Source organism: Bradyrhizobium sp. (assembly GCF_028868675.1).
In the GTDB taxonomy this organism is placed as follows: domain Bacteria; phylum Pseudomonadota; class Alphaproteobacteria; order Rhizobiales; family Xanthobacteraceae; genus Bradyrhizobium.
Genome location: NZ_JAGWUA010000201.1, coordinates 1 through 8,564, shown reverse-complemented (window position 1 = coordinate 8,564; position 8,564 = coordinate 1). Strand labels below are relative to the sequence as shown.

Sequence of the window (8,564 nt, the reverse complement as noted above, 5' to 3'; positions counted from 1 at the left end):
ACGGACTGAATGCCGCTGCGCACGATCTCGGCGATGAAGGCCGAGGTATAGGTCACGAGCGCGATCAGCAGCGCAAAATATTCCGGCGCGAGCGTCAGGCCGCCGACGAAGTTGAAGCCGCGCAACTCCGGCCAGGCGATGCTCCAGGACACGCCTGTCGACCACGACACCAGTGCCGGCGCCACTGCGATCAGAACGAGCGCATAGGGCCAGGCCGGACGCGGCCGGCCGTCGCGCATCTGCTGCGCGATCAGATGGCGGCGCAGCAGAACGAACACGGCAATGCCGAGCAGCGCGGTGCCGAGCACCCAGAGCTGGCCCGCGCCGATCGGGATTGAGGGCAGCACCAGGCCGCGATTGGACAGGAACACGCCCTCGACCGGCTTCCAGGCCCCGCGCGCCGCCGGCAGCGCCTGCATCAGCACGTACCAGAACAGCAGCTGCAGCAGCAGCGGGATGTCGCGCAGCGTCTCGACATAGACGGCGGCGAGCCGCGACAACAGCCAGTTGGCCGACAGCCGGGAAATGCCGATCAGCGTTCCCAGGATCGTCGCCAGCACGACGCCGATCACGGCCACCCGCAAGGTGTTGGCGACGCCGACGACGAACGCCCAGAGATAGGTGTTGCTCGGACTGTAGGCGAGGAGGCTGTCGGCAATCGGCATGCCGGCCTCGCGGCCGAGGAAGGCGAAGCCGGTCGTGATGCGGCGGGCCGAGAGATTGTGGACGGTGTTGGACCAGAGGAAGACGATGACGGCGACCGCGGCGCCGACGACGAGCACCTGCCAGAACAGGCCCTTCAGCTCCCTTGGTCCCGGCGCGAAGGAGAAGCGCCGGCGCGGCGGCGGCCTGGAATCGATGGTCGTCACGGCACAGGAATCCTCAGGGCTTCAACAAGCGGCGATTTCCGGCAACGCGTGACGAATGTTGCATCAATGGGCCGGATATGCAACAAATGTTTCATGGTCGAGCCCGCGAAATCCTCGCCGCTGAGCGAACTCTGTAGCGCATTGCCATCGCTTCCGATGCGGCTGCAGGAGGTCGGGCGCTTCGTCGCCGCCAATGACTACGACGCCACCACCCGTTCGATGCGCGATCTCGCGGCCGAGGCCGGCGCCGATCCGGCCGCCTTCACCCGCCTTGCCAAGGCGCTCGGCTATTCCGGCTGGGACCAGTTGCGCGCGGCGCTGACCGAAGCGCGCCGGCCGTCGCAGACCGCCCCCTTCTCGATCCGCGCACGGGGACGGCGCCAGGGCCCGCATGCCGACGTCGCGCTGGTGACCGACAAGCTCGACGCCGAGGCGGCGGGCCTTGCGCGCATCTCGGCGGCTTCCATTGCGCACGCCGCCAGGGCGCTGCATGGCGCAAAGCGGATATGGATCGCCGGTTTCCGCAGCTGCCGCAGCGTGGCGGAGCTCCTCAATTACGAATTGCGGCTGTTTCGTCCCGACGAGGTCCAGCTCGTCGGCGGCTCCGGGCCGGAGGATCTCGATCTCGGCGCGTTCCGTTCCGGCGACGCCGTCGTGGTGGTCGGCTTTGCGCCCTATTCCCGCGCCAGCGTGCATTCGGCCCATGCCGCGCATCGCGCCCGGGCGACGCTGATCGCAATCGCCGACGCGGCGGCGGCGCCGATGGCGGAAGGCGCCGACCATGTCCTGCTCTACGAGGCCGCCGCCTCGCCCGGTTTCTTCCCGAGCCTGACCGGCGCGATGGCGATCGCGCAATCGCTCGCCGCCGTGACGTTCTCGCTCGGCGGCGCGACGTCGAAGAAGCGCCTGCAGGACACCGAGGCCCGGCTCGCCGCGACCTCCCAATACGTCTCAGAGAAAGGCTGATCCATGGGCACAAGCACCAGCCGCGTGCTGCATCGCTCGCTCCGCGAGACGCCGCCGAAGGCGATCGGCGGCGAAGGCGTCTATCTGATCGCCGAGGGCGGGCATCGCGTGCTCGACGCCTCCGGCGGCGCCGCGGTCTCCTGCCTCGGCCACCAGCATCCGCGCGTGATCGCCGCGATCACCAGGCAGGCCTCTCAACTTGCCTATGCCCACACCGCCTTCTTCTCGTCGCAGCCCGCGGAAGAACTCGCCGAGACGCTGGTCGGCCACGAGCCCGGCGGCCTCGCCTACGCCTATTTCGTCAGCGGCGGCTCGGAGGCGATCGAGGCCAGCATCAAGCTGGCGCGGCAATATTTCATCGAGCGCGGCGAGCCGAAGCGCCATCACTTCATCGCGCGACGCCAGAGCTATCACGGCAACACGCTGGGAGCGCTGGCGGCCGGCGGCAACGCCTGGCGCCGCGAGCCCTATGCGCCGCTGCTCTCCCCATCCTTCAGCCATGTCACGCCGGCCTTCGCCTATCACGAGAAGCGCGACATCGAGACGGATGCCGATTTCGCAGGCCGCCTCGCCGCCGAGCTCGAGGCCGAATTCCAGCGGCTTGGGCCGGAGACCGTCGCCGCCTTCATCGCCGAGCCGGTGGTCGGCGCCACTGCCGGATGCGTGCCGGCGCCGGACGGCTACTTCCGCGCCGTGCGCGAGGTCTGCGACCGCCACGGCGCGCTGCTGATCCTCGACGAGGTCATGTGCGGCATGGGCCGCACCGGAACGATGCATGCCTGGGAGCAGGAAGGCATTGCCCCCGACATCCAGGCCATCGCCAAGGGCCTCGGCGGCGGCTACCAGCCGATCGGCGCGATGCTCGCAAGCGGCGCCATCATCGACACCATCCGCGCTGGCTCCGGCGCGTTCCAGCACGGCCACACCTATCTGGCGCATCCGCTGGCCTGCGCCGCAGCGCTCGAGGTGCAGCACGTGATCCGCGACGAGAACCTGCTCGAGCGCGTCAAGGCGCGCGGCCGGCAGCTCGAGCAGCGGCTGACCGAGCGCTTCGGCAATCACCGCCATGTCGGCGACATCAGGGGCCGCGGCCTGTTCTGGGCGATCGAGCTCGTCGCCGATCGCGTCTCGCGGACGCCGTTCGATCCCGCGCTCAAGCTGCATCAGAAGATCAAGGCGACGGCCTTTGCCGACGGGTTGGGCTGCTATCCCGGCGGCGGAACCGTGGACGGCCGGCGCGGCGACCACGTGCTGCTGGCGCCGCCCTATATCGCGACGCCCGACGAGATCGACGTCATCGTCGACAAGCTCGGCGCGGCCGTCGACAGCGTGTTGCGTAATGTCAATCAGTGAGGGGAGACGTACCATGAAGAAGACTATCGTACTTGCAGCAGGCGTACTCGCGACGTGGACGGCGGCGGCGCCGGCCGCGACGCTCGACACGGTGAAGAGCCGCGGCACGCTGGTGTGCGGCGTCAGTGCCGGCTTTGCGGGATTCTCCGCGCCGGATTCGCAGGGAAACTACAAGGGTCTCGACGTCGACTATTGCCGCGCGCTCGCCGCCGGCGTGCTCGGCGACGCCAACAAGGTGCGCTACGTCGCGCTGACCGCGCAGAACCGCTTCACCGCGCTGCAATCCGGCGAGATCGACGTGCTCTACCGCAACTCGACGGAGACCTTTCTGCGCGGCGTGACGCTGGGGCTGCGGCAGGGTCCGGTCAACTTCTATGACGGCCAGGGCTTTGTCGTGAAGAAGGATCTGGGCGTCAAGGAGCTGAAGGACCTGAAGGGCGCGACCGTCTGCGTCGCGCAGGGCACCACCCACGAGGTGACGCTCGGCGACTACGGCCGCGCCAACAACATCGACTGGAAGCCGCTGGTGTTCGACCGCGTCGACACCATGTACCAGACCTTCTTCGGCGGCCGCTGCGATGCCATGACCCAGGACGCTTCCGCACTCGCGGGCGCGGTGACCACGGCCGCTCCGAAGCCGGACGACTACGTCGTGCTGCCGCAGACCATCAGCAAGGAGCCGCTCGGCCCCTTCACGCGCAACGGCGACGAAGTCTGGAGCGACATCATCACCTGGCTGCATTACGGCCTGATCGAGGCCGAAGAGCTCGGCGTGACGCAAGCCAATGTCGAGGAGATGACGAAGTCGAGCACGCCGGCGATCCAGCGGCTGCTCGGCACCAGCGGCGACCTCGGCTCGCGTCTCGGGCTCGACAACAAATGGCTGGTCGGCGCGATCAAGGCCGCCGGCAATTACGGCGAGATCTACGAGCGCAATGTCGGCAAGGCGAGCCCGCTGAAGCTCGACCGCGGCCTCAACGCGCTCTGGACCAAGGGCGGCATGATGTACGCGATCCCGTTCAAGTAAGAACGCGTTGATGGACTCGTGTCCCGGACGCGCTGCAGCGTATAGCGCTGCTGCGTCCGGGGCACGAGATATCGCCGGATCGTTAGGTCCCAATGACGACTAGCCCGCGCATCGCCCTGATCCACGCCCTCAAGCATTCGATCGCGCCGATCGAGGCTGCCTTCGCGCAAGGCTGGCCCGAGGCGCGGCTGATGAACCTGCTCGATGACAGCCTGTCGGCGGATCTCGCGCGTGACGGCAAGCTCACCGACGCGATGACCGGGCGCTTCCTGGCGCTCGGCAGCTATGCCGCGGCGACCTCCGCCGACGCCATCCTGTTCACCTGCTCGGCGTTCGGTCCCTGCATCGAGGCGGTCGCCCGCGACCACGCGCCGATGCCGGTGCTCAAACCCAACGAGGCCATGATCGAGCAGGCGGTGACGATGGGCAAACGGATCGGCCTGCTCTCGACGTTTCCACCGACGCTCGCCTCGATGCCGCCGGAGTTTCCGGCATCGGTACAGGTCGTGCCGAAGCTCGCCGAGGGCGCGCTCGCGGCGCTCGACCGCGGCGACCGCGCGACGCACGACCGGCTGATTGCGGAGGCGGCACGGGACCTGCGCGACTGCGACGTCATCGCGCTGGCGCAGTTCAGCATCGCGGCCACCGCCCCGCTGGTTGCGCAAGCCACCGGCAAGCCGGTGGTGACGACGCCCGACAGCGCCGTGGCGAAACTGAAGAAGCTGCTTTCGGCGAAACTCTAGGCGCCCGGCTTCTGCCCGCGCCGCGCGTGCTTGATCGCCGCCTCCAGCGCGAACTTGGTCTCGGCGACGAAATCCTCGACCAGTTCCTCGCGCGTGGTCTGCGCGACCTGGCCGGTGAGCAGCCCCTGCTCGGCCAGCATCACCACGCCGTGCAGCGCGGCCCAGATCTTCAGCGCATGCCGTTCGCGCAACAGGCCGACGGCGGGCGCCTCCAGCGCTTCCAGCACGAGCTCGAAGGTCTCGCTGGCGGCGGCATGCAGCTCGCTGCCCTTGACCGCGCAGGACATGGTGCGCGAAGCGAACATCAGGCGGTAGATGCCGTTGCGGCGCAGGCCGAAATCGAGCGTCGCCTGCGCGAGCCGCGACAGTTTCGAATGCTTCGAGGGTCTTGCCATCGCCGCGCGCAGCGTCGCGCTGAACTGCCGGAACGCCTCCGCCGTCACCGCGGCCAACAGCGCCTCGCGGTCGGCGAAGTGCCGGTAGGGCGCCGGCTGCGAGACGCCGAGCTCTTTCGCCAGCGCCTTGATGCTGATGGCCTCCGGCCCGCCCCGCTCGGCCTCGCGCAATGCCGCCTTGATCAGGGCGTCGCGGAGATCGCCATGGTGGTAGGTGTTGAGCGGCTTGCGGGCAAGTTCCGACGGCATGTTGCACGGGAATCTATGAGTTCAGGCTTGACAGGGGAAGCCCGCCGCGAAATGTAATATCCTATAACTTAGACTTAAGTCTGCCGCACCAACGCGGACGGACGAACAATCAGAAGAATCAAATGAGGACCGCAACCGGCCTTGCCGCCGGGAAGCGCGACCAAGGGGAAGATGCCAATGGCAGGAAAGCTGAAAGTCCACGTCGATCCCGACAAATGCCAGGGCCACGCGCGTTGCAAGGCGCTGGCGCCCGAATTGTTCACGCTCGACGAATTCGGCAACGCCCACGAGGTCGGCGACGGCAGCGTCCCGGCAGGCCTGGAAGACAAGGCCTGGCTGGCGAAGGCCAATTGCCCGGAAATCGCGATCGAAGTGACCGAGGACTAGGCGCGCGCACACGACGCGTTGCGCCCGATCCGTGCGTGCATTTTTTGCGTGAATTCAGCCCTTTCAGAGGATCCTGCAGAGATGTCTGACGTCAGCCAGCCGACCGCCCATCCCCCCGTGACCGACTGGGTCCACGACTTCGACCACACCGATCCGCGCTGGACCGCCGACCCCTTCCCGATCTGGGACCAGATGCGCAAGGCGAGCCCGGTCGTGCACACCGACCGCTTCCTCGGTTGCTACATGCCGACGACCTACGAGGCCGTCCGCCAGATCGCGCACGACACCGAGCACTTCTCCTCGCGACGCGTCATCGTCCGCGACGAGCGGCCGGAGGTCGCCAAGAACGCCGCGCCCCCGATCACCTCCGATCCGCCGGAGCACAAGCCGGCCAAGCAGTTGCTGTTGCCGCCCTTCACGCCGGACGCGATGAAGAAGCTGGAGCCGCGGGTCCGCGCCATCTGCAACGAGCTGATCGACGGGTTCATCAAGGACGGCAAGGTCGACGCGGCGGCGCGCTACACCAAGCACATTCCGGTGCGCGCGATCGCCCATATGCTCGGGATTCCCGAGAGCGACGGCGATCTCTTCATCAAATGGATCCACATGATCCTCGAGCTCAGCATCAAGAACGAGGCGGTGCTGGGACAGGCGGTGCAGGAGATGACGGCCTACTTCACCGGCCACATCGAGGCGCGGAAGAAGAATCCCGGCGACGACCTGATCTCCTATCTGATGAATGCCAGGGACAAGAACGGGCAGCCGCTGGAAGATTCCCACGTGCTGGGCTCGCTGCGCCTGCTCCTGATCGCCGGCATCGACACCACCTGGAGCGCGATCGGCGCCTCGCTCTGGCATCTCGCCAGGACGCCGTCCGACCGCGACCGCCTGATCGCGGATCCCTCGCTGATGCCGACCGCAATCGAGGAGTTTTTGCGCGCCTACTCGCCGGTGACGATGGCGCGCGAGGTGGTGAAGGAGACCACGATCGAAGGCTGCCCGGTCAAGCCGGGCAACATGGTGCTGCTCTCCTTCCCCTCCGCCAATCGCGACTCCGCGATGTTTCCGGATGCCGACAAGGTGGTGCTCGACCGCAAGGAGAACCGCCATTCCGCCTTCGGCCTCGGCATCCATCGCTGCGTCGGCTCCAACCTCGCGCGGATGGAGATGCAGGTCGCCATCGAGGAATGGCTGAAGCGCATTCCGGACTTCCGGCTGGATCCGGCGGGCACCGTCACCTGGTCGCAGGGAACCGTGCGCGGACCGCGCCAGTTGCCGATCCTGTTCGGCAAGGCCTGAGCCTGCGCCCTCCACGGGGCTGCCCCCTCTCCTGCAAGGTGAGAGGGTGCAGCGCCATTTGCCTCACGCAGCCTTCAGCGGTTGAACCCGCAGCGGCCCGCGCAGGCCGGCCGCGGCGCCGATCAAGATGCCGGCGACCGCAACGATGGACGCCAGCGCCAGCGTCGAGAGGCCGGTCAGCACCTGCCCGATCGAGCAGCCGAAGGCCATCACGCCGCCGATGCCCATCAGCGCCGCGCCGCTCGCCGAACGCAGCATGTGCCGCGGCGACGAATAGCCTTCCCAGAGGAAGCGCCCCGTCAAGAGCGCCGTCACCAGGCTGCCGGCGAACACGCCGCCGACGGTGGCGATGCCGAAATTGAGCGTGAGGCCGGTCGAGAGCATGGCGTATTGCAGGCTGTCGGCGATCGGGGCGATGAAGGTCAGCGAGGTCACCGGCACGGGGTTGAACTCGTCGGCGCCGAGATGGCCGGAGACGAACCAGCCGGCGGCGACCAGCAGGCCGACGGCTACACCGGCCGCGATCTGCCCCGGCGAGCGGCGAAACGATGCGTGCGCAAAGGCGAAGATGGCGAGTGCGCCGACGACGACCGCGGCCGCCAGGATACGTGACACGGCAGGGCCGAGCCCGATCGCCGACAACACTGCAGGCAGCGAGATGGTGGACGCCGTGGTCTGCGTGGCCTGCACCAGCGCGATGCGGGCCGGCGCGACCAGGCCCTTCAGCGTCATCTGTGCGGAGATCGCGAGCACGACCACGACGACGAACGAACGCAGGTTGCCGCGGCCGAGCAGTACCAGCGCGCGCGAGCCGCAGCCGTTCGACAGCACCATGCCGTAGCCGAACAGGAGCCCGCCGAGAAACAGCACCGGCACGGAGAACGACGGCTGCAGGTAGATCGACTTGCCGAGATCGACGAGGCCGTGCCCGGCAAGCGCCTGGCTCGCGGCGATCGCAACCGCCATCGCGAGCGCATAGGTGCGCAGGAGCCGGCCATCGCCCTCCGCCAGCACGCCGCGCATGCTCCTCGTCAGGCAGAAGCCGCTCAGCAGGCCGACCGCACCGTAGACGAGGCCGATGCCGAGGCCGGCGAGGATGACGAGGGTGGCAGTGGGTTCCATCAAGTAAGCTCAGATACGTCCACAAATGTCATCATTGCGAGGCGCGAAGCGACGGAAGCAATCCAGACTGGTCCCGCGCATACATTTCTGGATCGCTTTGCTTCGCCCGCAATGACGGAGAACGACAACTACGGCCGCAGAATCACGCGATCCC

Annotated in this window: 9 protein-coding genes; 6 read left to right on the top strand and 3 right to left on the bottom strand. The window is 67.8% G+C overall.

Annotation, left to right across the window (positions count from 1 at the left end; all coding sequences use genetic code 11):
• Nucleotides 1-869, bottom strand: an 869-nt coding sequence (locus KGM94_RS20850) for an ABC transporter permease subunit (protein ID WP_300263619.1), incomplete at its 3' end; no start/stop codon positions are given.
• A 93-nt stretch (nt 870-962) separates the two neighbouring features.
• Here KGM94_RS20850 and KGM94_RS20845 point away from each other — a divergent pair.
• The 4 genes from KGM94_RS20845 (at nt 963) to KGM94_RS20830 (ending at nt 4,958) form a co-directional block, all read left to right on the top strand.
• A complete protein-coding gene (locus tag KGM94_RS20845; RefSeq protein ID WP_300263617.1) occupies nt 963-1,835 on the top strand; it encodes an SIS domain-containing protein in 873 nt (290 codons plus the stop codon).
• Between the two features lie 3 nt (nt 1,836-1,838).
• Nucleotides 1,839-3,188: an aspartate aminotransferase family protein gene (locus KGM94_RS20840; RefSeq protein WP_300263615.1), complete on the top strand. Its 1,350-nt coding sequence runs from the start codon at nt 1,839-1,841 to the stop codon at nt 3,186-3,188.
• Between the two features lie 13 nt (nt 3,189-3,201).
• Nucleotides 3,202-4,215, top strand: coding sequence for an amino acid ABC transporter substrate-binding protein (locus KGM94_RS20835; RefSeq protein ID WP_300263612.1), 1,014 nt, complete (start codon nt 3,202-3,204; stop codon nt 4,213-4,215).
• A 92-nt stretch (nt 4,216-4,307) separates the two neighbouring features.
• Nucleotides 4,308-4,958, top strand: a complete 651-nt coding sequence (locus tag KGM94_RS20830) for an aspartate/glutamate racemase family protein (protein WP_300263610.1) — start codon at nt 4,308-4,310, stop codon at nt 4,956-4,958.
• Here the strand turns inward: KGM94_RS20830 and KGM94_RS20825 are convergent.
• Nucleotides 4,955-5,602 (bottom strand): TetR/AcrR family transcriptional regulator, encoded by a 648-nt coding sequence (locus KGM94_RS20825; protein ID WP_300263608.1) that lies wholly within the window; start codon nt 5,600-5,602, stop codon nt 4,955-4,957. The genes KGM94_RS20830 and KGM94_RS20825 overlap by 4 nt on opposite strands.
• A 177-nt stretch (nt 5,603-5,779) precedes the next feature.
• Here KGM94_RS20825 and KGM94_RS20820 point away from each other — a divergent pair, with 177 nt between their 5' ends.
• Both KGM94_RS20820 and KGM94_RS20815 read left to right on the top strand, forming a co-directional pair.
• Nucleotides 5,780-5,989 carry a ferredoxin gene (locus KGM94_RS20820; protein WP_300263606.1) on the top strand — a complete coding sequence of 70 codons (210 nt, stop codon included), beginning with the start codon at nt 5,780-5,782 and terminating at the stop codon, nt 5,987-5,989.
• A gap of 81 nt (nt 5,990-6,070) precedes the next feature.
• On the top strand, nt 6,071-7,288 hold the full coding sequence (locus KGM94_RS20815) for a cytochrome P450 (protein WP_300263604.1): 1,218 nt from the start codon (nt 6,071-6,073) through the stop codon (nt 7,286-7,288).
• 63 nt (nt 7,289-7,351) lie between these two features.
• Here KGM94_RS20815 and KGM94_RS20810 read toward each other — a convergent pair whose 3' ends face one another.
• Nucleotides 7,352-8,410 carry a YeeE/YedE family protein gene (locus KGM94_RS20810; RefSeq protein ID WP_300263601.1) on the bottom strand — a complete coding sequence of 353 codons (1,059 nt, stop codon included), beginning with the start codon at nt 8,408-8,410 and terminating at the stop codon, nt 7,352-7,354.
• Between the last annotated feature and the right edge of the window lie 154 nt (nt 8,411-8,564).